Here is a 19989-nt window from a genome sequence, read left to right as displayed (position 1 = left end):
CCGCCGGAGCGAAAGCCTGACAACCGGCGAGAACACCCCGTGCAAGGGAGGGCGGATGGGCCGCCCTCCCGAACCGGGAGCGAGGAGGAAGGAAGATTATGGCCAGGAGAACGAAGACCGTAACCGAAGCGGACCGCGCCCTGTTCGAGGAGCGCATGGGCCGCATCATGAAAGAGCTGGGCGTGCGCACCCAGGTGCAGCTGGCCGAGAAGATCGGCGTGCGGCAGTCGTCCATCTCCGACGCCAAGCGGCGCGGGTCGATCCCGTCCGACTGGCTGCTGAGGATATGGAACGATACGGGCGTGTCCCCGGCCTGGATTCTGGACGGCGACGGGTGCGGCCACAAGTTCGCCGTGGCCTCGGACGTGGCCGGGGAGCTGGTCAACGCGGCCGAGATCCGCGCCGGGATCGAGGCCGAGGTGCGGGCCGAGGTGGACAACCTCGACGCCGGGGAACTGATCCGGCGGCTGCGGGGCAAGTTGCCGGACGTGGTCATCACCATCGGCGGTCAGCCCGAGTTCGAGCCCATGGGCGATTCGGTTTTCAGCAGCAGCGGACAGTAACGAATTTCCCGCCGGGGTGTTGAGACCGGCGGGGCACTCGGCTCCTTTGGCAAGGGAGGGCGGATTGGCCGCCCTCCCGAACCGGGGGAGAGCAGAGGAGGAGAGCATGACATGGTACGCCGAGATATTGCCGGGCTTGATCACCGTGCTGGGGGTGGCTCTGGCCTGGGCCGGGGCGGCGGTGGTCGATTGGTGGTTGTTCCGGCGCGGGATGAAGCGGCGGCAGCTGCCCACCGACGAGAGGATGCGGCCATGACCCTGAAGGAGAAACAGGCGGCGCGGGAGCGGGTACTGGCCAGGGTGATGCTGCGGCTGTTTCGGTCGCGCGAGACCGAGGTGAAGATGACCCGGCTGGCCGAGCTTTTCGAGATGGAGCGGCTGGACGTGGCGGCCAAGTTTTTCAACTACACGACGTTCGCCCGGTGGGTGCAGCGGGTGCCGGGCATGACCGTGGACGTGGTGCCGGGTGCGCACCCCACGGCGTGGCTGCGGCTGGACACCCCGGCCGCCATGTTCGTGGGCTCCCGCACCGGCGAGGGGCTGCACGTGGATTTCGCGGCCCTGCGTAGTCGCCGCCCAGAACCGGTGGGGAACTTCCGCTGCCGGGAGGTGGGGGCTTGACTCTCAAGAGCAGAGACCTCGCGCCCGACCGGCTGCGGTGCCAGGATGAGGATTGCCCGGCGTGGGAAGGCGATTGTGCGCGGGCCGAGGAGTGGAAGGGCGATGGGCGGTTTACGTGGCTGCCGCTGTGCACGCGGCGCGCCAAGGCGAGGAAATGCCACATGCGGATCGACCCGGTGACCTTGGAAGAGGGGGAGTAGGGCATGCCTCGGCAATTTCTTAAAGCATTCCTTTCGGCCTACCTGTGGGTCAAGGAGCTTGATCCGCTGCTGCGGGGATTCGGCATCCGCACGGACGTGGAGGTGGAAGGGCCGCGTTTGTGCCTGATAACTGGCAACGCCATACCACCTCGATACGTCCGGGCCGGGCAGGAAACCAGTGGCCCGTCCGGCCCGGGCAACGGGGCGGGGGAATAGGAGAGCGTCATGGTCGCGTACAATTTCAAGAGCCAGTTCGCGGAAAGGGTGGAGAGCGGGGAGAAGCGGCAGACGATCCGCGCCAATGGCAAGCGGCGGCACGCCCGGCCGGGCGAGGCGCTGCAGCTGTACACCGGGCAGCGGGGGCCGAACTGCCGCAAGCTGGTGGATCCGGACCCGGCGTGCGTGGCGGCGCTGCCGGTGTTCATGGACCGGACGTTCTCCGACAACCGCAGGGTGGTCGTGGTGGCCGGGCACGAGGTCTACGGCCCGCCCCTGGAGGACCTGGCCCGGGCCGACGGGTTCGAGACGTCCGAGGAGATGAAAGACTTTTTCGAGAAAACGCACGGCGTGCCTTTTGAGGGCACGCTGATCAAGTGGTGATGAGGGGGACGGATGCGAGACCTGTTTGATTTGATGGGGGCCGCCGACAAGCCCGGCGAGATCGTGGTCGACCTGTTCGCCGGTGGGGGCGGAGCTTCCGAGGGCATCCGCATGGCGCTGGGGCGCGACCCCGAGGCCGCGGACAACTACACCGATGAGGCCGAGCGCGACGCGTGGCTCTCCGGGACCCTGGCCGAGGCCAGGGAGCACCGGGAACGGCTGGGGCGGTTGTAAGCATGATCGGCTACCGCGAGTTCCTCGAGGGTTACGTGCCCACGCCGCAAGAGCTACGCAATTTTCTGGGTAGGAAGCACTATGGGAACATCAAACTTGATGCGCGACACCGTTCCGTTTTCTTGTCCGGCTGCCATTTTTCCACCAAAGTCGAAGTAGGGGATGCGGATGCCAGCCTTCCCCTCTTGCTCGCTAGTCTCTTGGGCGGTAACCGCAACATCGAATACGATGTTCTGACACTTCCCTCCGCCTTCAGGCACATAGTCAATGCGTTGTGCATTTCCAGCACTGCCCCTTCTGTGCATCATTGGGGCGACCTTTGCCCCGTTTTGACCGGCATGGTTTTGAGCTTCCTTCACTCCATCAATGATCTGTTTCAGCGACTCGGCCACAAACTCTCTCAAATCCATAGTAAAAAACTCCTTTTGTCATTTTTTAGACAATCTCTAGAGTCTAAGCAATATTTATACCGAATCGAGTATGTAGGATGAGCACGCAGATACAGTATGGCGAGTTCCTCGAGGGTAAGATGTGTGCGGCCCGGAAGTCCGGGTTTTCGGTTCCGGCCGAGGCTGTCCATCCGATGCTCAAGCCGCACCAGCGGGATATCGTCCGTTGGTGCCTGGACGGCGGGTGCCGGGGCATCTTTGCGGCGTTCGGGCTGGGGAAGACGGTGATGCAGCTCGAGATCATGCGGCAGATCCGGGAGCATGAGGGCGGGCGGCAGCTGATCATCTGCCCGCTGGGGGTGCGCGGGGAGTTCCGGAACGACGCGGAGAAGCTGGGGGTGTCGCTCATGGACCGGTTCGTGCGGCGGGACGCGGAGGTCCGGGGCGAGGGGCTGTTCATCACCAACTACGAGTCCGTGCGGGACGGGCGGCTGGACCCCAACCAGTTCGACGCCGTGTCCCTGGACGAGGCGAGCGTGCTGCGTTCGTTCGGGTCCAAGACCTACCAGACATTTCTGAGCCTGTTCGAGGACGTGCGGTACCGGTTCGTGGCCACGGCCACGCCGAGCCCGAACCGGTACAAGGAGCTGATCCACTACGCCGGGTTCCTGGGCATCATGGACACCGGCCAGGCCCTGACCCGGTTCTTCCAGCGCGACTCGACCAAGGCGAACAACCTGACCTTGTATCCGCACAAGGAGCGGGAGTTTTGGCTGTGGGTGAACTCCTGGGCCATCTTCCTGCAGCGCCCCTCGGACCTGGGATACTCGGACGAGGGGTACGAGCTGCCGCCGCTGCACGTGCACTACCACGAGGTGGAGTCGGGCACCGGCCCGACCGTGGAGCGCGACGGGCAGGTGCGGCTGGTGCCGGACGCGGCGCTGTCCATGGTGGCGGCCAGCCGCGAGAAGCGGGCGAGCCTGCCCGCGCGCATCGGGAAGATGGCGGAGTTGATCGAGGCCGAGCCGGACGAGCACTGCATCATCTGGCACGACCAGGAGGCCGAGCGCCACGCCATCAAGGCGGCGCTGCCCGAGGTGGTGGACATCTACGGCTCCCAGGACCTGGAGGTGCGCGAGGCGCGCGTGCAGGCCTTCAGCGAGGGGCGGATACACCGCTTCGCCACCAAGCCGGTGCTTTCGGGATCGGGCTGCAATTTTCAGCGCCATTGCCGCATGGCCATCTTCCTGGGCATCGGCTTCAAGTTCAACGATTTCATCCAAGCCGTGCACCGCATCTATCGGTTCCTGCAAGAGCGGGAGTGCCACATCCACATCATCTATGCGGACACGGAAGCGCGCGTTCTGGAGACGCTCAAGCGGAAATGGCGACAACACGAGGAGATGGTGGAGAAGATGAGCGAGATCATCCGCAAGTACGGGCTTTCCCATGCCGACATGGAGAGCGAGCTGCGCCGGTCCATCGGCGTGGAGCGCATCGAGGTGAAGGGCAGGCTGTTCACGGCCGTACACAACGACTGCGTGGAGGAGGCCCGGGCCATGGCCGAGGGGTCGGTGGACCTGATCGTTACCTCGATCCCCTTTGCCAACCACTACGAGTACACCCCGAGCTACAACGATTTCGGCCATACCGACGACAATGCGCACTTCTGGGCGCAGATGGACTACCTGACCCCCGAGTTGCTGCGCATCCTGGCCCCTGGCCGCATCTACGCATGCCACGTCAAGGACAGGATCCTGTTCGGCAACGTGACCGGCAAGGGCGCGCCCACGGTCAGCCCGTTCCACGCCGAAGCCATCTTCCATGCGCAGCGGCACGGCTTCGACTACATGGGCATGGTCACCGTGGTCACCGACGTGGTGCGCGAGAACAATCAGACCTACCGGTTGGGCTGGACCGAGCAGTGCAAGGACGGCTCCAAGATGGGCGTTGGCTCGCCGGAGTACATCCTGCTCTTCCGCGCGCCGCAGACTGACCGGACCAAGGGGTACGCGGACACGCCGGTGACCAAGACCAAGGACGAGTACAGCCGCGCCCGCTGGCAGGTTGATGCGCATGCTTTCTGGCGCAGCTCCGGCGACCGGCTCATGTCTCCTGACGAGCTGGCCATGCTCGGCCCTGACGTCCTGGCCAGGACCTTCACCGAGGCGAGCCTGGAGGGCGTGTACGACTACGAGGAGCACGTGCGCGTGGGCGAGGCACTGGAGCTGCGCGGCGCGCTTCCGGCCACGTTCATGGCCATCGCCCCAGGCAGCCACGATCCGAGCGTCTGGCACGACGTGAACCGCATGCGCACCCTGAACGGCGAGCAACGCCGTCGAAACCTGGCCATGCACGTCTGTCCGCTGCAGTTCGACATCGTTGACCGGATGATCCGACGCTACTCGAACAAGGGCGAGCTGGTGCTCGACCCCTTCGGCGGCCTGATGACCGTGCCGTACCGGGCTATCAAGCTCGGTCGCCGCGGCTACGGTATCGAGCTGAACGCCGACTATTGGGCCGACGGGGCGAAGTACTGCCGGACCGCCGAGCAGGACCTGACCGCGCCGAGCCTGTTTGATTTCTGCAAGGCCGAGGAAGCGGCGGCGTAAAACGAAGACTATCAGCAGTGAGGTGACCAATGTTTGAAGCAAATGAACATATCCGCCACAAGCCGACCGGCTGTATCGGCAAGTTCGACAGCATGTGTGACGAGTGCGACCCCGGATGCGAGACAATCAATGTCCGCATCTACAGCGACAGCGAAGTCGCGCCCATCGTGCAGTGGAGCCTATACGACTGTGAACGTTACGACACGAAGCGGGCCGAGGTGGAACACCATATAGCGGGCCTTCTTTCATACACTGAAATTGTCGAAGGAATTAACCCGAACATGGTTAATAGCCGCGCACTCAAAGAAGCCGTCAAGAAGTGGCGAGGCGAATAACGCACTATCCGCAAAGAGGTGAAAAATGAAACTGGCAATGACGGGTTTCCACGATTTGGCAATGTGGGTCAAGGAAGACCCCAACACCCCGCTGGCGATCATCCCCAAGGCCATGGAGCCTACGGCGCACGCCTTCGCCGCCAGGATTGAGCTTTTGAAGCGGCAACGCGGTGACGCCAAGGCCGAACTTTCCAAGGCCAAGGATTGCATCACTGAGACAATCCGACGGGCGGCTCAAACATTCATCGAAGAAAAGGGCTGGGACGAATGCCCCTATATGGAGGCCGACGAACCCGAAGGCGGCTGCGAATGTCCCGCAACCCAACTTCTCGACGAATACTCGAAGTGGCTGTTTGATGGCTGTAGCGGCTGCCCTTTGGCCGAGTGCTGCTAATCCAAGACTATCTGTAATTTTCTTGGAGGAACCATGAAGAACGGAGTTGAACGTATAGCCGACGAACGGCAACGGCAGATTGATGGTGAAGGCTGGACGCCCGAACACGACGCCGAGCACACCGACCAATCGTTGGCAATGGCCGCCGCCTGCTACGCCACGCCGCGCCGTTTATACCTAGTGGAAACGTCAGGCCACATACCCGGCGAATTGTCCGTTTCGATGAAAGCAAAGGACCCCTGGCCGTGGAAGGTCAAGTTTCCGGACGGGAGTGAGTCCAACGCATGGGACAAACGCGGCCAACACAGCCGCATCCGGCAGCTTGAGATTGCCGGTGCGCTGATTGCCGCCGAGATCGACCGTCTCCAGGCCGCAGAATAGGGAACGAGGTGATGAGTATGGAAGTGATCAAGACCCAAGTGCGGGTATTCAGAGTCCAAGCGTTTTGTGCTTGTGGTGGGGAATTTATAGCGACTGGCGAAGTGCTACCTTCTATGCCTCCTCAGTACCTCCATAAATGCACGAAGTGCGCCGCGACAATGCGGGAAAAAGTGAAGTACCCAACAACCAGCTATGAGCCAGAACACAATTTCCCGCCGAAATAAGCTCACTCAGCAGAGGCAGCTATGAAGCGAGATTGTTTGCATTGCGACCATCGGCCCGAGTGCAAGGCGTATTGTGCCGCGCAGATCGAGGCGTGTGAGCATGGCGAGGTCATGGGGTGGACGCCTGCGGCAGGGGAGTCGCTTCCGAATTGCCCGTTGGTGGACGGCGGCTATTGTCTGGGCGTGGCTTGTGACGGGGATGGGGGGAGGTAGAACCATGGGTTTGCGGGATATACTTCAGGACAGGCTCGGACGTCGCTGCAGCGCCCAGGAGGTGGCCGAGGCGTTGGACCTGTCCGTGGATTCGGTTTACAAGCATGCTGCCGACCTCGGCGGAGTCAAGATCGGGGGGCGGTGGCAGTTCTATGAAAACAGCATAGTGGAAGCGCTCAGACCCACCAGCAATGGAGGATCGGATGCCGATACAACGTCGGAACCGAAAGACGGGAAGAAAGGAATGGTTCGGAAGGGTGTTGCTGCCCGACGGGCGCCGCAAGGAAAAGCGACAACCAAGCAAGCGGGCGGCGATCGATTGGGAGGTGTTGATCAAGCAGAAGTTGATCGAATCCTTCTCGGAGGAGGGGACCCCTGCGGTCTCCTTGCACACCCTCATTACAAAGCATCTGCTGGCGCTCAAGGCAAAGGGCGTGGCCCAAGGGACCTACGATGACAAGACGCTGGCCTTTGCCGAGCTGCTGTCGTGGCCGGGGGTATCGCCCGTCATGCCGGTAGCCGAGCTGAAGCACGACAAGGTCCGGGAGTTCCTGGACCACATTGCCCAGACGCGCAGCGGGCACCGGGCGAACACGTTTCGCAAGCACATCGTGCGGCTGTGGAACTGGGCCAAGCGGTCGCGCATTGTCCTGGGGGAGTGCCCCTGGGACGTGGAGATGTACAAGGCCGACCGGGGCGACAAGTACGTGCCTTCGGAGGCCGACTTCTGGAAGGTCTACGAGATGGCCGACCAGGTGCGCAGGCCGTTTCATAAGCTGAACGGAGAGACCGAGGCGCAGCCGCACCGGAAGCGGATGCTGCTGGCCTATCTGCACACCGGGGCGCGCCGGGGCGAGGTGTTTGACCTGAGATGGTCGGACGTGGACTTCGCCGGGCAGCGGATCCGGCTGTGGACGCGCAAGCGGACGAGCGGCCTGGAGGGCGACTGGATACCCATGACCGAGCAGCTGGCGGCCGCGCTCAAGGAGCAGCGGCTGGAGACGGGGTTCCGGGAGCATGTGTTCATCAACCCCAAGACCGACGAGCCGTATGCCTACGGCAACGACATGGTGCGCGACATGTGCGCCGTGGCCGGGGTGAAGGCGTTCAGCTTTCACGCCATACGGCACCTGACCGCGTCGATGCTCGACAAGGCGGGCGTGCCCCTGGCGACGATCCAGCTGATCCTGCGGCACAAGTCGGTGACCACAACGGCGCGCTACATTCATAGCCTGAAGGACGCGCGCAAGGCCGTGGAGCAGACGTTCGGCGGCCGTATACTGGAGATGAAAAAAGCCTCCAGCGAGTAACTGGAGGCTTTGAAAAGGTGAGTCAAAGGGTGAGTAAGGTTGCATACTACCTCACGATTCGACTCTTAACACTTTGAAATAGCTGGTGGGCGATACGGGATTTGAACCTGTGACTTCCACCGTGTGAAGATGGCACTCTGACCAGCTGAGTTAATCGCCCACTTTGGTCTTGCTTGAGGACATCGCCTCAAGGGAGAAACTGTATATCGCCAAGCCTTGCGCTTTGCAACCCTTTTTTACTGATTTTTTACACAGTCCCCGCTGGCGCACTCCTGGCCTTCGGCCATATCGCGGTTGTAGCAGGTCAGGCCGCAGCGCAGGCAGCGGCAGGTCTCGTGTTTGGCCTGGGCCTCGTCCAGCGCGCCTTCGATTTCGCCGAAGGTGCAGGTGCGCTCATCACACTCTATCAGGTGGGGCATGACGGACCGTTCGCGCAACCCCACGTCCGGCACGTCGGTGAACATGGTGTAGGGCAGCAGGTCGCGCTGGGTGCGCTCGGCCACGTGAGGCGTCTCGCCGTTGAGGTACTGATGGATGGACCGGGCCGCCTTGCGGCCTTCGCCCAGGGCGGTGATGACCAGGGCCGGGCCGGTGTGCATGTCGCCGCCGGTGAAGACGTGGGGCAGGGCCGTCCGCAGGGTGTCGGGATCGGCGGCCAGGGTGCGCCAGCGCGTCTCCTCCAGATCGCAGACGCCGTTCTCGTACAGGCAGGACAGCTCGGGCTTCTGGCCGATGGCCGTGTACACGGTGTCCGCTTCCAGCAGGGACTCGGACCCCTCCACCGGGATGGGGCGGCGGCGGCCGGACTGGTCGGGCTCGCCGAGCTTCATCCTGATGTGCTCGATGTGGGTCACCTTGCCGTCCTCGTCCTTGACGATGCGCGTGGGCGCGGCCAGGAAGAGGTATTTGACGCCTTCCTCCTCGGCCCCGACGATCTCCTCGATGTTGGCGGGCATCTCGTCGCGCGTGCGGCGGTACATCAGCGTCACGTCCGCGCCCAGGCGCACGCTGGTCCGGGCCGTGTCGATGGCGGTGTTGCCGCCGCCCACGACCACGACCTTCCGGCCGATGCCGCTTTTCATGCCCAACCCCACCTTGGTCAGGAACTCGGTACCCGTGGACACGCCCTCGGCGTTCTCGTTGTCGATGCGCAGGTTCAGGTTCATCCACGCGCCGATGCCGAGGAACACGGCCTCGAATCCTTCCTCTTTCAGGGTGTTCAGGGTGAAGTCCTTGCCGAAAAATTGTTCATGGCGCACGTCGATCCCCAGGTCCAGGATGCCCTGGATCTCCCAGTCCAGCACCGCCTTGGGCAGCCGGTATTCCGGGATGCCGTAGCGCAGCTGGCCGCCCAGCTTGGGCATGGACTCGAAGATGGTCGGGCTGTGGCCCAGGCGGCGCAGGAAGAAGGCGCAGGACAGTCCGGCAGGGCCGCCGCCGACCACGGCCACCTTGCGGCCTGTGTCCGGGGCGCAGGAGATGGGCAGCCGGGTCCCGGAGTTCATCTCCCAGTCGGCCGCGAACCTTTTTATCATGTTGATGCCCACCGGTTCGTCCACATGGCCACGGCGGCAGACGCCCTCGCAGGGGTGGGGGCAGACCCGGCCGATGGACAGGGGCATGGGGATGCGCTCGCGGATGGTCTCCAGGGCCCCGGCATAGTCGCCGCGCGAGACCTGCTCGATGTAGCGGGGGATGTTAATCTGGCCCGGGCAGCGTTGGCGGCAGGGGGCCAGGCAGTCGGTTTCGAGGTTCAGGTGGGTGATGCGCGCGGTCATGCCCCAGACCGTGATCACGCCGCGCGGACAGACCTGTTCGCAGCCGCCGCAGGCGGTGCACAGGTTCGGGTCCACCACGGGGTAGCCGTTGGGGCCCATTTCGATGGCCCCGAACTGGCAGGCCGTGACGCAGGTGCCGTAGCCCAGGCATCCCTCGGGGCACATCTTGGCCCCGGCGTAGAGCATGTGCTGGGCCCGGCAGTCCTTGACCCCGGCGTACCGGTAGACCTCTTCGGCCCGGACGCCGCCGGTGCAGTCCACAAAGGCGATCTGCTTTTCCATGGACGCGAATTCCAGCCCCATGATGGCGGCCACCTTTTCCGCCACGGCGTCGCCGCCGATGACACAGACCGTGGCCCCGGCCTTGCCGTCCACCACGCCTTGGGCCGCGCCCGCGCAACCGGGAAAGCCGCATCCGCCGCAGTTGGCCCCGGCCAGTACGCTCTCCACCCGGGCGATGCGCGGGTCCTCGTAGACGTACAGCAGCTTGGAGGCGACCGCCAGAATGACGGCGGCGGTGAATCCTATGCCGAGGAGGATGAGTACGGAAGCGGTGATCATTACATCTGTCTCCTGATTACACGGGGAGCGTCCAAAATGTTCGAGCAACGCGGCAATCGGGCATTTTCAACGCTCCTAGGATGCCATGCCCTTGAAGGCGAAGAAGGCCAGGGACATGAGCCCGGCCATGACCAGGCCGAGCGGGGTACCCTTCATGGCCATGGGCACGCGGGACAGGTCCAGCCGCTCGCGGATGCCCGCCAGAAGCACCAGGGCGAGCATGAAGCCCGCGCCCGAGGCCATGGAGAAGAGGAAGGTCTCGAACAGGCCGAACTCCTCGCGCTGGCAGATGATGGCGATGCCCAGCACCGCGCAGTTGGTGGTGATCAGCGGCAGGAAGATGCCCAGGGACTTGTACAGGGGCGGGACGGCCTTTTTCAGGAACATCTCCACGAACTGGACCAGGGCGGCGATGACCAGGATGAAAGCGATGGTCTGGAGATAGCCGAGGTCGTTGGGCGCGAGCAGGAACTTCTGGACGCACCAGGTGATGACCGCGGCCAGGGTGGCCACGAAGACCACGGCCAGCCCCATACCCAGCGCCACGCCCGACTCCTTGGACGTGCCGATGAACGGGCAGTTGCCCAGATACTGCGCCAACACGATGTTGTTGACGAAGATGGCGGCGATGACGAGTACGAAATAGTCCATTATTGCTCCTTGGCCGGGAGGGGCAGGCCTTCGACCTTGCATTGGATCAAGGTTTTCTCCATGGCCCGTTTGACTGCCTGGGAAACGAATATCTGGCCGTTTCTTGCGCTTTCCGTCTGCAACTTCTTGTTGGATTTGATCAGCTTCTGCCATGTCGGATCGGAGTACAGGGCGTTCAACTGCACGATCTCGTCCTTGGTGAAGTTCTGCTGGGTATAGTCCTCCAGCAACAGCATTACCTCCGCGAAGAATTCCCCGAACAGGGCGTTCAGGCGTTCTTTCAGGAAGGCCGCGTCCTCGTCCGGGATCTTTTCTCCGCCCAGCTTGTTCGAATAGATATGGCTGACCTGACTCAGCACGGAGTTGGCCAGGATGTCGCTGGTGGTCTTCAGGGTATCGAGGTCGCCAGACTGGCGGTACATGGTCATGATGTCCTCATGGCTCGGCAGCTCTTTGAACTGCTGCGCGGAAGCGGGCAGGGCGCAAAGAAGGATCACGCAGCAAAGGGTGATACGCAGAGTCGTCATTGCAATTCTCCCTTGGCGGATTCGATCCTGTGCCGTTGCAGGTCATCCATGATCTCGGCGAGCCTTACGGGAAGTTTTTCCTTGGCCCATTTCTCGGTGAATACTTGCACCTGACGCATTATGGTGGGCATCAGGGCCATATATTTCTTCCAGGGAGCGGAATCATAAACGGTGAGCGCGTAGTCGACATCGTCGCGATTGAAATCCCGAACCCAACGGTTCTGTATGTCCATCGTCAATTGGTGCGCCGCAACGCGCAATTCGCTGGTGATATGGTCGCGGTATATGTCGTAGACGCGTTCGGGCTGGTCCGGAAAACGTTGTCTGAACAGGTTGCATTGATTCTCGATTTCAAAGCTCAGCTGGCGATCCAGCAAATCGAGCTGGCCGCTTTTGTTCAGGACTTCGGCCACGGATTCCGGCGTCGGCTTTTCGGCGAGAGCAGTGCCTGCCGCGAAAAGAAGGACGGCGGCCAGGGCAATGGGGAGCAGTCGTTTCATGATTACATCCTCGGCTTGCCGGCGCACATGCCGCAGGTTTTGCAGTCGTGGACCGGGCCCTGCACGGCCTCGAGCCCCTTGGATTTCCGCTGCCAGTTGGTCAGGGCGTTCATGCCCGCGAGCAGCACGCCCAGGCAGACGAACGCGCCCGGGGCCTCGATCATGAATCCGAAGGGCTTGAACCAGGCCCCCATGACGTGCATGCCGAACCATGTGCCGTAGCCGAACAGCTCGCGCAGGGAGCCGAGAAAGGTCAGGGACAGGGTGAAGCCCATGCCCATGCCCAGGCCGTCGGCCACGGACAGCAGGACCGGGTTTTTGGAGGCGAACGCTTCGGCCCGGCCCAGGATGATGCAGTTGACCACGATCAGCGGCACGAAGATGCCCAGCTGTTGGTAGAGCGGGTAGGCGTAGGCCTGCATGAGCAGCTCCACGCAGACCACCAGGGACGCGGCCACCACGATGAAGCAGGCGATGCGCACCTTGGACGGGATGACCTTGCGCAGCATGGAGATCAGCATGTTGGACAGGGCCAGGACGAAGATGACGGCCATGCCCATGCCGAAGCCGTTGTAGGCGGTCTTGGTCACGGCCAGGGTGGGGCAGAGCCCCAGGACCAGCTTGAACGGCGGCAGGTCGTGCCACAGTCCCTTTGAAAATTCCTTCCACAATGTGCTCATGGCGATAGTCCTATGACGCCCACGTCGCGTGGATCTTGTCCTTGATCTGTTGGAAGATGCGGATCGCCTGGTTGACCGCGGCCACGCTGGCCGTGGACGATATGGTCGCTCCAGCGATGGCCGCGATGTCGCCGCCGTTCTTGGTCAGGGCCACGGACTTGGTGGTGTGGCCACGGAACTGGTCGCGGTACTCGGGCTCCACCAGACGCATGCCCAGGCCGGGCGTCTCCTTGAGGGTGGTGGTGCCGATACCGGCCAACCCGGAGCCGTCGGTGTTGAAGCCGACCATGATGCCCACCGGGCCGCCGTACCCCTTGCCGAAGGTCTCGAAGGCCACGCCCATGAGCTTGCCGTCCTTCAGGGCCGGGAACACGGTCACCGGGCCGTCGGGCAGGTCGAAGGTCTTGCGGTCCCTGACCGGGTTGTTGTCGTAGCCGGAGAATATCTGGCTCAGGGCCGGGCCCTGCACGTAGGTCATGACCTGCTCCTCGATGCGCTCCGACGTGGCCTGGCGCACCGTGGCCAGGGTCAGGCCGGACAGGCCGCAGAAGAGCGACAGGACCAGGACCATCTTGATCATTTCCTTCATTTACGCGCCCTCCGTTCCGTTCAGGAAGGAGTAGGGGCCGCCGAACGGTTTGGGCCGGATGCGGTCCAGGAGCGGGGTGAACAGGTTGGCCAGCAGAATGGCGAAGGGCACGCCGTCGGGGTACATGCCGTAGACCCGGATGACGATGACCATGGCTCCGGCCATGAGCCCGAAGAGCGCGGCGGGCAGCCGCCCGATGGGGCTGGACGACGGGTCGGTGGCCAGGAAAAAGGCCCCGAAGACCGCGCCGCCCGCCAGCAGGTGGAACAGGGGCGGTGCGTAGACCGTGGGATCAATGAGCCGGTAGACCCAGGCGGCCAGCAGAAGGCCTCCTATGAACCCGGCAGGGATCTCCCATTTGATGTGCCCGCGCAGGAGCAGGTAGGCGGCGCCCACCAGGAGCGCGGCCACGCGCACGGCGCCCAGCCCGCCCAGCTGGTCGCCCAGGAGCAGGTCCGACAGGGGGATGGAGCCGATGGCGTCCAGGCCGAAATACTTGAGCTGCTGCAGGGGGGCGGCCAGATGGGAGGAGAGCATGGTCGCGTTGGTGTCCATGTAGCTCCCCCAGGAGATGCGGCATGCGGCCCAGCCCACAAGGGGAGGACAAAGCGGGCTGCCGCCCAGGCCGCCGAAGATCATCTTGCCCATGGCGATGGCGGTGAACGCGCCCACGGCGACCAGCCACCACGGGCTCGACGCCGGGAGCAGGAAGGCGAACAGCAGGCCGGTGACCAGGGCGCTGTAATCGTCGACGGACTGTTCGCGCTTCATGATTCGGTTGAGCAGTACCTCGGCTGCCACGGCCACGGCGCAGGACAGGGCCATGACCCGGAGCGCCTCCAGGCCGAAGACGACCACGGCCATGATGGCGGCGGGCATGAGCGCGATCAGAGTATCGACCATGTAGCGAGGGATGGACCGGCCGCAGTGCACGTGCGGCGGCACGGACACGGTCAGGATGGGGTTGAGCGGCTTCAGCATGGCGTGTCTCCGGTCTGCTCCTTGATTTGGTCGTCCGTGGGCGCGGCGGGCTCGTGGGCCCCGGCCAGCAGGGCCAGCTCGTACTTGGCCAGGCGGATGTACTGCAGCAGCGGACGCCGGGCAGTGCACCAGTAGCCGCACAGCCCGCACTCCATGCAGGAGTGGATGTGGTACGCCTCGGCCCGGGTGAAATGCTTGAACTCGGCGCAGCGGCTGATCATGCCGGGCATGATCCGGGCCGGACAGTGACGTTCGCAGTTTCCGCAACCGAGGCAGAAGTTGTCGGTGGTCTCCAGGCTCGTTTCCCGGCGCATGAGGGTCAGGCCGTAGGTGTCCTTGTCCACGCCCTGCTCCAGGTTGGCGGCGGCCAGGCCGCGCAGGGGGCCGCCCAGCACGGCGCGGTCGCCGGGCTGTATCTGCGCCCCGGCCTCGGCGGCCAGAAAGCCCACGGGCGTGCCCACGCGCACCAGCTGGTTCTGCCCGCCGATGGTCATGACCGTCTCGGTCAGGGGGCGGCCCGTCTCCATGACCCGGCCGATGGCGTACAGGTCCTTGACCGACAGCATGGTGGCGCTGTCCGGCCGGGAGCCGGGCAGGACCTCCTGTTTGAGGACCGTCTTGTAGACCCGCGGGTCCAGCCCGTTGGGGTAGACCGGGTTGACGTGGACCACGGTGCAGTTGGCGAATGCGTTGGCCCGGTTGCCCTTGGCCGCCACCAGAAATATCTTGGCCGGTTCAATCACCTTCTGGACCGTCTCCAGCCCCATTTCCAGGGTCTTGCGGTAGTCGCGCAGCAGGGGATCGAACACGGAGATGCCCGGTTCGGGCGGTACGCCGTTGAGGATCAGGGTGGGGGCCTTGTACAGGGCGCCCACGTCCACACCCATGGATTTGAGCCACTGCCGCAGCCTGTCGCCGCCCTCGGAACAGGGCGTGCGCGGCTCGGCCTTGCCGCCGTTGTCCACTTCGATGAGCATGGAATCGGGATCGAGTTCGAGAATGGTTCCGGCCAGGGGCGCGTGCAGATCGCCCTTGTCCGGACCGTTGCCCACAGCCACCTTGGTGCCTCCCAGGACCTGGTCGCCCACGGCCAGGACCGGGGTCATGCCGTCCATGGAAAGCTGGAGCCTGTCCGGCCGCGAGGCCGTGGTCAGGGGCCCGGTTTCGCCGCACAGCAGGCTGAAGTTGAAATCGCTCATGGTTCTGGGGCCTCTTATTTCATATGGCATTGATAGCAGGCGTCGTCGCCGAACGGGCCGGAGCCGTTCTCCTCATGGCAGCCCTGGCACTGCGCGTGATAGGCGGCCATGGTCGTGGGGATCAGTTGGTCCGCTGGCGCGGCGTGGCAGTCGGCGCAGGCCCGGTAGTCCGCTTCGGACGCGGGTTCTGCCTTGCGTTCGTGGCAGCGGGTGCAGCCTACGGTCCCTTCCTTGTACAGGTCGTCGTGGCAGTCGGCGCACCGGGCATGGGCCGCGTCGCGCAGGCTCGGGCGGGCGTCGGCCCCGTCCGTGTGGCAGTTCGAGCAGGCCTGCGGCTCGGGCTCGATGGCCGTATCGTGGTGGCAGGTTTGGCAGTCGCCCGAGGCGTAGTCGTCGGCGTGCCCGTCGTGGTCGAATTTGCCTATGGTCGCCCCGGCGTGGTGGCAGGAAGCGCACTGTTTGTCATCCATGGTTTTCTGATGCGATGCGGCGAAATCCTTGCCGAATTTGGCCACGTGGCAGGTGGAGCAGGCGGGCGGATTGGGATCGTCGCCCGAGGTGTGGTGGCAGTCCTCGCACCGGCCGTCCATGTCGCCGATGTGCTGGGCGTGGTTCAGGATGACCTTGCCGCCCTTGTTCTCCAGAAGTACCCGGACCGGCGGTCCTTCCGATCCGGCCGGGGCCAGATAGCCGCCCAGGGCGACGAGGAAGAGGATGCCGGTCACCAAGGTGATGGGAAAATACCGTTTTTGCAATGGATCGACCTCACGATTTGGAGCGCAATACAAACTTGTAGCTGAAACCGTGGGGTTTAGTCCACACCTCTGAGGAGATTTTGGGTAGAGATGGCCGTTGTCCGGCCAAGAGCGGATTATGCCGAATTTATTTTCGGCCGAGCAGCCCGAGCGCGAACATCAGACCGAACATGGCCACTCCGGCCCACCACAGGAAAAGGGTCAGTTCCGTGGTGAAAAGCACATAGGCGGCCTTGGCCGCGATATCCAGGGGCAGCTGGCGGGCAAGGGTGAGCAGGTCGAGGCCCAGCAGTTTGCCGAAGACGTCCATGAGGGTTATGGAGGGCCAGGCCCCGGTGACGGCCCAGGCCGCTCCCTGCCAGGCCAGGGTCAGCAGACATCCGCCCCAGGCGAGTATTCCAAGCGTTTTGAGCATAGGGAGCGTATATATAATTGCGGCCCGATGCGCCATGGTTTAATGAAACAATACGGGAGGGTGGCATGGACATCGCCGTGGGTGACAGCATCATTCTGGAGGTCTCCACATTCGAGGACCGCTTCCTCGGCATGGTGGCCGGGCTCAAGCCCGACGGCCGGTTGATGGTCTTTGCCGACCTGCCCGAAGCGGCGGTGCAGCGGCTGAGGACCGACGCCTCCGCCCTGGTCCGTTACGCCTACGACGGCCAGCTGCTCGGCTTCAACACCCGGGTCCTGAGCGCCCTGGAGGCCCCGGGCACGATCCTCGAACTGGCCGCGCCCAAGATGGTATTCGACGCCGAGGAGCGCAGCGAGCCTCGCTGTTCCTGTTCGTTCCCCGCCTTCGTGGTCAACGGACAGTCCGCCGCCAGGGGCGTGTTGGAGGACATGTCCGCCAGCTGCACCCGCGTCCGGTTCATGGGCGACGGTGAGGACGGGCTACCCTTGGAGCCGGGCGGGAGCGTGCGCCTGACCTTCCACCCCTTCGACATGGATGGGGACGGAATCTCCGTGGGCTGTACCGTGCTCAAGACCTTCATGAAGGACCACGTGCACTACGCGGTGCTCCGGTTCGACAACGAAGAACCGGATGCCCGCAAGCGGATATCCGGTTTCATCGAGGCCCAGGTCTGCTGCCGCATCCCCGGGCTATAGTCTCTTCGGTTTATTCGTCCGACTCCAGCTTCTTGGCGTAGGTTGCCGCTTCGATGCCCGCCACGCATCCCTCGCCCACGGCCTTGGCCATCTGCAGGGGCGGGCCGCAGATGTCGCCCGCTGCGTACACGCCGGGGACGTTGGTGCGCTGCTTCTTGTCCGCTTCGATGTACTTCATGTTTTCGTCCAGCTGCACGCCGAGCATGGCGGTCAGTTCCAGCACGCCCTTGGCGCCCAGTTCGATGAACACGCCGCTGACGTCCTGGCTGGAGCCGTCGGAGAGGAGTACGGAGGAGACCGCGTTATCCCCCAGAATTTCCTGGATGGATACGCCCTCGTGGACCTTCACGCCGGTCTCTTGGAGCTGTCCGCGCAGCCCTTCGTTCACGTCCAGCTCCTCGCAGTAGAGGTGCACTTCGCTGGCGAAGTTGGTCAGGGCCACGGCCCCGCCTGCGGCGGCGCTGCGGCAACCGGCCACGGCCACCACCTCGTTGCGGTAGAAACCCGCGTCGCAGTCCACGCAGTAGCTCACGCCCTTGCCGAGCAGTTTCTTTTCACCGGGCACGCCCAACTTGTTGCGGCTGGAGCCGGTGGCCAGGATGATGGTCTTGGCCCGGACCGCGTCGCCGGATTCGAGCTTGAGGCTGAAGAGCTTGCCGTCGGGTTCGATGGCCAGGACGTCCTCGTCCCGGAATTCGGCCCCGAAGCTCTCGGCCTGGTCGCGGCCCTTCTTGAGGATTTCCTCGCCGGATATCTTGATCTGGCAGCAGTAGTTCTCGACATGGGCCCAGTATAGGCTGGAGTCGTCGATGCGTCCGAGCATCAATGTCTTGGCCTTCTTGCGCGAGGCGTGGATGGCGGCCTGCAGGCCTCCGGGGCCGGAGCCGAGTATGACGACGTCGTAGAGTGTATCGGACATGAGGTTCTCCTGTGTTCGGATGAGAATGCGTTAACGAAAAGGATAAGCATTCGCAGGAGGAAGTAAAGCGGGCTTAGAGAAACGGGATGGACAGCATGCGGGTCAGCCTGCCGAACTCGCGGTCGCGGAAGATGTTCAGCCCGATGCGCATGCCTTCGTGGCCCAGGTCGGGCTGGGGCTTGTAGGTCCGAAACATCCGGTCCCACCAGGGGAAGTTGAAGCCGAAATTCATGTTGGCCTCGCGCATGTCCGTGGAGTGGTGCACCCGGTGCTGGTCCGGGGTGACCAGAAAGAGGCGCAGAACACGGTCGACGGGAAGCGGGATGCGCACGTTGGCATGGTTGAACACGGCGCAGCCGTTGAGCAGGATCTCGAACAGGATCACGGCCCCGGCGGGCGGGCCCAGGACCAGGACCACGGCCAGCTTGATGAGCATGGACAGGACGATCTCGATGGGGTGGAAGCGGATGCCGGTGGAGGCGTCGATGTCCAGGTCCGCGTGGTGCATGCGGTGGACCCGCCAGAGCAGCTTCTGGCGATGGAAGAGGACGTGCTGCCAGTAGATGGCCATGTCCAGGACGAGCACTGCAATAATCCAGGCGGGGACCGGCGGCAGGGGGATAAGATTGAGCAGGCCGATGCCGCGGGCCGCGCAGTAGGCGGCCACCCCGGCGGGCAGCAGCGGGATGAGCGCGCGGGTCAGGAGGGAGGCGAGGGCGGCCACGGACAGGTTGGCGAACCAGCGGCGTCCCTTGCCCGTGGACAGTCGGCGCCGGGGCCAGACGGTCTCCGCCGCGCCCATGGCCGCGAGGACGGCCAGGAACGAACCGAGTCGGAGCAGGGTTTCCGTGGTCACAGCGCCTCCTTGGCTGTTTACCTTTCGGGCCGTTCCGCTTCCTTGGTTTCCAGGTGGCGGAAGACCTTCTCCTCGAGGGCCTTGATCTCGTCGGTGTCTGGCAGCAACTCGAAGGTCCGGGCCACCAGGCCGCGCTCGCGCAGCAGCCGGGCCGAGGTACCGTGGTTCAGGGAGAAGAGCCAGCCGGTCAGAAGCAGCAGGAAATCCTTGTCGTACCTCAGCAGGCCGTAGTCGCAGGGGCCGCCGGACATGACCATATCATAGACCGCCGGGGTGTAGCGCGTGGGATGCTCCTCCAACCGGTGGATGACCACCTGGTCCGGCGTGTGCGGGCTGGACAGGTGGTCCAGGATCACGGCGAAGATGTCGACCTTGTCCGCGTCGCGGACCACGCCGACCATGGTGGCCAGGTCCCCCTTGAGGCCGGGATTGACCTCCTTGGCGTTGTGCAGGCCCACGGCTCCCTTGATAATGCGCCATTCACGGTCCGTGAACCCGCCGGGCAGGTCGAGTCGGCGCAGGGTCAGCACGCCCATGCGGCCGTGGTTGATCGAGTCCGCGTCCTTGAAGGTGCCCCAGCGGGCGAACTGCGGAAACCGCCCGATGTCGTGGTACAGGCAGGCCATGGCCGCCAGCTCCCCGGTGCGTCCGGTGATGCCCTCGTCGCCGATGATCGCAAGTCCGTTGTCCAGGACCCGCATGGAGTGGTCGAGTTTCAGGCGGATGTGGTAGTCGTTGGTCGCATCGCCGGAGAGGTGGCTCTCGGCGAACTCCCTGAGCAGCTGTTTGTGGGCGGACAGGAACATG

Annotated in this window: 26 protein-coding genes and 1 tRNA gene; 12 read left to right on the top strand and 15 right to left on the bottom strand. The window is 64.0% G+C overall.

The window, feature by feature from the left end; genetic code table 11:
• The first annotated feature begins 98 nt into the window (after window positions 1–98).
• The 6 genes from ACR42D_RS10610 (at window position 99) to ACR42D_RS10585 (ending at window position 2218) form a co-directional block, all read left to right on the top strand.
• Window positions 99–563: a helix-turn-helix domain-containing protein gene (locus ACR42D_RS10610; protein ID WP_484566781.1), complete on the top strand. Its 465-nt coding sequence runs from the start codon at window positions 99–101 to the stop codon at window positions 561–563.
• 106 nt (window positions 564–669) lie between these two features.
• Window positions 670–819 (top strand): hypothetical protein, encoded by a 150-nt coding sequence (locus ACR42D_RS10605; protein ID WP_484566780.1) that lies wholly within the window; start codon window positions 670–672, stop codon window positions 817–819.
• A complete protein-coding gene (locus ACR42D_RS10600) occupies window positions 816–1184 on the top strand; it encodes a hypothetical protein (RefSeq protein ID WP_484566779.1) in 369 nt (122 codons plus the stop codon). Before ACR42D_RS10605 ends, ACR42D_RS10600 begins: the two co-directional genes overlap by 4 nt.
• A gap of 203 nt (window positions 1185–1387) precedes the next feature.
• Entirely contained in the window at window positions 1388–1600 is a 213-nt protein-coding gene (locus ACR42D_RS10595; RefSeq protein ID WP_484566778.1) for a hypothetical protein, read from the top strand.
• A 9-nt stretch (window positions 1601–1609) separates the two neighbouring features.
• Window positions 1610–1984 carry an ASCH domain-containing protein gene (locus ACR42D_RS10590; RefSeq protein ID WP_484566777.1) on the top strand — a complete coding sequence of 125 codons (375 nt, stop codon included), beginning with the start codon at window positions 1610–1612 and terminating at the stop codon, window positions 1982–1984.
• Window positions 1985–1996: 12 nt separating this feature from the next.
• The gene (locus ACR42D_RS10585) at window positions 1997–2218 is read left to right on the top strand and encodes a hypothetical protein (protein ID WP_484566776.1); all 222 of its coding nucleotides are present in this window, start codon (window positions 1997–1999) and stop codon (window positions 2216–2218) included.
• Window positions 2219–2271: 53 nt separating this feature from the next.
• Here ACR42D_RS10585 and ACR42D_RS10580 read toward each other — a convergent pair whose 3' ends face one another.
• On the bottom strand, window positions 2272–2628 hold the full coding sequence (locus ACR42D_RS10580; RefSeq protein ID WP_484566775.1) for a hypothetical protein: 357 nt from the start codon (window positions 2626–2628) through the stop codon (window positions 2272–2274).
• A gap of 77 nt (window positions 2629–2705) precedes the next feature.
• Between ACR42D_RS10580 and ACR42D_RS10575 the strand changes: the two genes are divergently transcribed.
• The 5 genes from ACR42D_RS10575 (at window position 2706) to ACR42D_RS10555 (ending at window position 8076) form a co-directional block, all read left to right on the top strand.
• The gene (locus ACR42D_RS10575) at window positions 2706–5219 is read left to right on the top strand and encodes a DNA methyltransferase (protein WP_484566774.1); all 2514 of its coding nucleotides are present in this window, start codon (window positions 2706–2708) and stop codon (window positions 5217–5219) included.
• Between the two features lie 29 nt (window positions 5220–5248).
• Window positions 5249–5554: a hypothetical protein gene (locus ACR42D_RS10570; RefSeq protein ID WP_484566773.1), complete on the top strand. Its 306-nt coding sequence runs from the start codon at window positions 5249–5251 to the stop codon at window positions 5552–5554.
• Between the two features lie 25 nt (window positions 5555–5579).
• Window positions 5580–5948, top strand: coding sequence for a hypothetical protein (locus ACR42D_RS10565; protein WP_484566772.1), 369 nt, complete (start codon window positions 5580–5582; stop codon window positions 5946–5948).
• Between the two features lie 33 nt (window positions 5949–5981).
• On the top strand, window positions 5982–6329 hold the full coding sequence (locus ACR42D_RS10560) for a hypothetical protein (RefSeq protein WP_484566771.1): 348 nt from the start codon (window positions 5982–5984) through the stop codon (window positions 6327–6329).
• An 823-nt stretch (window positions 6330–7152) separates the two neighbouring features.
• On the top strand, window positions 7153–8076 hold the full coding sequence (locus ACR42D_RS10555) for a tyrosine-type recombinase/integrase (RefSeq protein ID WP_484566770.1): 924 nt from the start codon (window positions 7153–7155) through the stop codon (window positions 8074–8076).
• Window positions 8077–8159: 83 nt separating this feature from the next.
• On the opposite strand, the gene ACR42D_RS10550 is transcribed toward ACR42D_RS10555, so the two are convergent.
• The 11 genes from ACR42D_RS10550 to ACR42D_RS10500 all read right to left on the bottom strand — a co-directional run bounded on the left by ACR42D_RS10550 (window position 8160) and on the right by ACR42D_RS10500 (window position 16712).
• Window positions 8160–8236 (bottom strand) — tRNA-Val (locus tag ACR42D_RS10550).
• Between the two features lie 76 nt (window positions 8237–8312).
• Window positions 8313–10415 carry an FAD-dependent oxidoreductase gene (locus tag ACR42D_RS10545; RefSeq protein WP_484566769.1) on the bottom strand — a complete coding sequence of 701 codons (2103 nt, stop codon included), beginning with the start codon at window positions 10413–10415 and terminating at the stop codon, window positions 8313–8315.
• 75 nt (window positions 10416–10490) lie between these two features.
• Window positions 10491–11066, bottom strand: a complete 576-nt coding sequence (locus ACR42D_RS10540) for an electron transport complex protein RnfA (RefSeq protein WP_484566768.1) — start codon at window positions 11064–11066, stop codon at window positions 10491–10493.
• Window positions 11066–11593 (bottom strand): DUF2059 domain-containing protein, encoded by a 528-nt coding sequence (locus ACR42D_RS10535; protein ID WP_484566767.1) that lies wholly within the window; start codon window positions 11591–11593, stop codon window positions 11066–11068. Before ACR42D_RS10535 ends, ACR42D_RS10540 begins: the two co-directional genes overlap by 1 nt.
• Window positions 11590–12093: a DUF2059 domain-containing protein gene (locus tag ACR42D_RS10530; RefSeq protein ID WP_484566766.1), complete on the bottom strand. Its 504-nt coding sequence runs from the start codon at window positions 12091–12093 to the stop codon at window positions 11590–11592. The genes ACR42D_RS10535 and ACR42D_RS10530 overlap by 4 nt, the downstream gene beginning before the upstream one ends.
• A gap of 2 nt (window positions 12094–12095) precedes the next feature.
• Window positions 12096–12773, bottom strand: coding sequence for an electron transport complex subunit RsxE (gene rsxE / locus ACR42D_RS10525; protein ID WP_484566765.1), 678 nt, complete (start codon window positions 12771–12773; stop codon window positions 12096–12098).
• A 10-nt stretch (window positions 12774–12783) separates the two neighbouring features.
• Window positions 12784–13362 carry an RnfABCDGE type electron transport complex subunit G gene (rnfG, locus tag ACR42D_RS10520; RefSeq protein WP_484566764.1) on the bottom strand — a complete coding sequence of 193 codons (579 nt, stop codon included), beginning with the start codon at window positions 13360–13362 and terminating at the stop codon, window positions 12784–12786.
• Entirely contained in the window at window positions 13363–14343 is a 981-nt protein-coding gene (locus ACR42D_RS10515) for an RnfABCDGE type electron transport complex subunit D (protein WP_484566763.1), read from the bottom strand.
• The gene (locus tag ACR42D_RS10510; RefSeq protein WP_484566762.1) at window positions 14337–15542 is read right to left on the bottom strand and encodes an electron transporter RnfC; all 1206 of its coding nucleotides are present in this window, start codon (window positions 15540–15542) and stop codon (window positions 14337–14339) included. Before ACR42D_RS10510 ends, ACR42D_RS10515 begins: the two co-directional genes overlap by 7 nt.
• 14 nt (window positions 15543–15556) lie before the next feature.
• Window positions 15557–16297: a cytochrome c3 family protein gene (locus tag ACR42D_RS10505; RefSeq protein WP_484566761.1), complete on the bottom strand. Its 741-nt coding sequence runs from the start codon at window positions 16295–16297 to the stop codon at window positions 15557–15559.
• Between the two features lie 127 nt (window positions 16298–16424).
• Entirely contained in the window at window positions 16425–16712 is a 288-nt protein-coding gene (locus ACR42D_RS10500; RefSeq protein ID WP_484566760.1) for a potassium:proton antiporter, read from the bottom strand.
• Between the two features lie 65 nt (window positions 16713–16777).
• On the opposite strand from ACR42D_RS10500, the gene ACR42D_RS10495 reads away from it, so the two are divergent.
• Complete coding sequence (locus tag ACR42D_RS10495; RefSeq protein ID WP_484566759.1) at window positions 16778–17407, top strand: PilZ domain-containing protein; 630 nt, start codon at window positions 16778–16780, stop codon at window positions 17405–17407.
• Window positions 17408–17417: 10 nt separating this feature from the next.
• Here ACR42D_RS10495 and ACR42D_RS10490 read toward each other — a convergent pair whose 3' ends face one another.
• The 3 genes from ACR42D_RS10490 to ACR42D_RS10480 form a co-directional block, all read right to left on the bottom strand.
• A complete protein-coding gene (locus ACR42D_RS10490; RefSeq protein WP_484566758.1) occupies window positions 17418–18326 on the bottom strand; it encodes an NAD(P)/FAD-dependent oxidoreductase in 909 nt (302 codons plus the stop codon).
• Window positions 18327–18399: 73 nt separating this feature from the next.
• The gene (locus ACR42D_RS10485; protein WP_484566757.1) at window positions 18400–19182 is read right to left on the bottom strand and encodes a sterol desaturase family protein; all 783 of its coding nucleotides are present in this window, start codon (window positions 19180–19182) and stop codon (window positions 18400–18402) included.
• A 17-nt stretch (window positions 19183–19199) separates the two neighbouring features.
• Window positions 19200–19988, bottom strand: a complete 789-nt coding sequence (locus ACR42D_RS10480; RefSeq protein ID WP_484566756.1) for an HD domain-containing protein — start codon at window positions 19986–19988, stop codon at window positions 19200–19202.
• Window position 19989: the final 1 nt, after the last annotated feature.

Origin of the sequence: Pseudodesulfovibrio sp. lm2024, from assembly GCF_051175575.1 — a bacterium.
GTDB lineage: Bacteria > Desulfobacterota > Desulfovibrionia > Desulfovibrionales > Desulfovibrionaceae > Pseudodesulfovibrio > Pseudodesulfovibrio caledoniensis.
This window is presented reverse-complemented; position numbering and strand designations above follow the sequence as displayed.

Excerpts from the sequence above, each read along its gene's own strand:
- ACR42D_RS10610 (WP_484566781.1), top strand. The coding sequence starts at position 99 with ATGGCCAGGAGAACGAAGACCGTAACCGAAGCGGACCGCGCCCTGTTC.
- ACR42D_RS10605 (WP_484566780.1), top strand. The coding sequence starts at position 670 with ATGACATGGTACGCCGAGATATTGCCGGGCTTGATCACCGTGCTGGGG.
- ACR42D_RS10600 (WP_484566779.1), top strand. The coding sequence starts at position 816 with ATGACCCTGAAGGAGAAACAGGCGGCGCGGGAGCGGGTACTGGCCAGG.
- ACR42D_RS10595 (WP_484566778.1), top strand. The coding sequence starts at position 1,388 with ATGCCTCGGCAATTTCTTAAAGCATTCCTTTCGGCCTACCTGTGGGTC.
- ACR42D_RS10590 (WP_484566777.1), top strand. The coding sequence starts at position 1,610 with ATGGTCGCGTACAATTTCAAGAGCCAGTTCGCGGAAAGGGTGGAGAGC.
- ACR42D_RS10585 (WP_484566776.1), top strand. The coding sequence starts at position 1,997 with ATGCGAGACCTGTTTGATTTGATGGGGGCCGCCGACAAGCCCGGCGAG.
- ACR42D_RS10580 (WP_484566775.1), bottom strand. The coding sequence starts at position 2,628 with ATGGATTTGAGAGAGTTTGTGGCCGAGTCGCTGAAACAGATCATTGAT.
- ACR42D_RS10575 (WP_484566774.1), top strand. The coding sequence starts at position 2,706 with ATGAGCACGCAGATACAGTATGGCGAGTTCCTCGAGGGTAAGATGTGT.
- ACR42D_RS10570 (WP_484566773.1), top strand. The coding sequence starts at position 5,249 with ATGTTTGAAGCAAATGAACATATCCGCCACAAGCCGACCGGCTGTATC.
- ACR42D_RS10565 (WP_484566772.1), top strand. The coding sequence starts at position 5,580 with ATGAAACTGGCAATGACGGGTTTCCACGATTTGGCAATGTGGGTCAAG.
- ACR42D_RS10560 (WP_484566771.1), top strand. The coding sequence starts at position 5,982 with ATGAAGAACGGAGTTGAACGTATAGCCGACGAACGGCAACGGCAGATT.
- ACR42D_RS10545 (WP_484566769.1), bottom strand. The coding sequence starts at position 10,415 with ATGATCACCGCTTCCGTACTCATCCTCCTCGGCATAGGATTCACCGCC.
- ACR42D_RS10540 (WP_484566768.1), bottom strand. The coding sequence starts at position 11,066 with ATGGACTATTTCGTACTCGTCATCGCCGCCATCTTCGTCAACAACATC.
- ACR42D_RS10535 (WP_484566767.1), bottom strand. The coding sequence starts at position 11,593 with ATGACGACTCTGCGTATCACCCTTTGCTGCGTGATCCTTCTTTGCGCC.
- ACR42D_RS10530 (WP_484566766.1), bottom strand. The coding sequence starts at position 12,093 with ATGAAACGACTGCTCCCCATTGCCCTGGCCGCCGTCCTTCTTTTCGCG.
- rsxE (WP_484566765.1), bottom strand. The coding sequence starts at position 12,773 with ATGAGCACATTGTGGAAGGAATTTTCAAAGGGACTGTGGCACGACCTG.
- rnfG (WP_484566764.1), bottom strand. The coding sequence starts at position 13,362 with ATGAAGGAAATGATCAAGATGGTCCTGGTCCTGTCGCTCTTCTGCGGC.
- ACR42D_RS10515 (WP_484566763.1), bottom strand. The coding sequence starts at position 14,343 with ATGCTGAAGCCGCTCAACCCCATCCTGACCGTGTCCGTGCCGCCGCAC.
- ACR42D_RS10510 (WP_484566762.1), bottom strand. The coding sequence starts at position 15,542 with ATGAGCGATTTCAACTTCAGCCTGCTGTGCGGCGAAACCGGGCCCCTG.
- ACR42D_RS10500 (WP_484566760.1), bottom strand. The coding sequence starts at position 16,712 with ATGCTCAAAACGCTTGGAATACTCGCCTGGGGCGGATGTCTGCTGACC.
- ACR42D_RS10495 (WP_484566759.1), top strand. The coding sequence starts at position 16,778 with ATGGACATCGCCGTGGGTGACAGCATCATTCTGGAGGTCTCCACATTC.
- ACR42D_RS10490 (WP_484566758.1), bottom strand. The coding sequence starts at position 18,326 with ATGTCCGATACACTCTACGACGTCGTCATACTCGGCTCCGGCCCCGGA.
- ACR42D_RS10480 (WP_484566756.1), bottom strand. The coding sequence starts at position 19,988 with ATGTTCCTGTCCGCCCACAAACAGCTGCTCAGGGAGTTCGCCGAGAGC.